Source organism: Arthrobacter sp. JCM 19049 (genome assembly GCF_001310435.1).
This window is the reverse complement of sequence record NZ_BAXF01000666.1, coordinates 1-992: the sequence shown is the minus strand read 5'-3', so window position 1 is coordinate 992 and position 992 is coordinate 1. Positions and strand designations below refer to the sequence as shown.

The 992-nt window shown below is 68.1% G+C and carries 1 protein-coding gene; it reads right to left on the bottom strand.

The features are described 5' to 3' along the window. Window positions 1–150 precede the first annotated feature (150 nt). A partial coding sequence (locus JCM19049_RS15370; RefSeq protein ID WP_374700336.1) for an HAD-IC family P-type ATPase occupies window positions 151–992 on the bottom strand: 842 nt, incomplete at its 5' end.

Below are 992 nucleotides of genomic sequence, written 5' to 3'. Positions count from 1 at the left end.
GGTTCCGGCGGGCAGGGTCGGGCCTAGACCGGCTGCCATGCCTTCGCGTGCTCCAGGCCAGTGCCGTGCCGGGGATTAACGCACAAAGCCACGGTGTGGCTGCCGTCCCGCAAGGGGGGAGCAGCCACACCGTGGCTTGTGGTGTTGGGTTCAGCGCCCGGTGGCTACTTCTTGCCGAAGCGGCGCAGCCGCAACGAGTTCAGCACCACCAGCACCGAGCTGGCCGCCATGGCCGCACCGGCGATCATTGGCTGAGCAGTCCAGGGCCGCCACCGGGATGCCGGCGGTGTTGTAGGCAAAGGCCCAGAACAGGTTCGTCTTGATCGTTGACAGCGTCTTTTCGGACAGTGCGATCGCGTCGTTGACCTGGTGCAGGTCATTGCCCATCAGGGTGATGTCTGCGGCCTCGATGGCCACGTCGGTGCCCGAGCCCATGGCGATGCCCAGGTCCGCCTGGGCCAGTGCCGGGGCGTCGTTTACCCCGTCGCCCACCATGGCTACGACCTGGCCCTCGGACTGCAGCTGCTCGATGGCCTTGGCCTTGTCGGCCGGGAAGACCCCGGCGAACACGTCCTGCGGCTGGATGCCGACGCTGCCGGCCACCTTCGTGGCGACCTGCTGGTTGTCACCGGTCAGCAGCATGACGCGCAGCCCGCGCTGCTGCAGGGCGCGGATTGCCTCGGCGGAGGAATCCTTGATCTTGTCGGCCACGGAGATCACCGCGGTGAACTTGTCATCCACCGAGACCAGGATGGCGGTGGCCCCGGCCTCCTCGGCCGAGTGCAGCATCTGCATGGCCGCCTCATCCAGCACCGTGCCTTCGGACTCCAGCCAGCTGTAGCGCCCGACCACGATCTTGTGCCCGTCGATGATGCCCTTCACCCCGCCGCCGGGATCCGAGTCGAAGCCGCTGACCTCGGCCAGCGCTCCCAGCTCGGCCCGGCGGTGGCGATGGCCCTGGGCGATCGGGTGCTCGGAGTGGTGTTCCACGG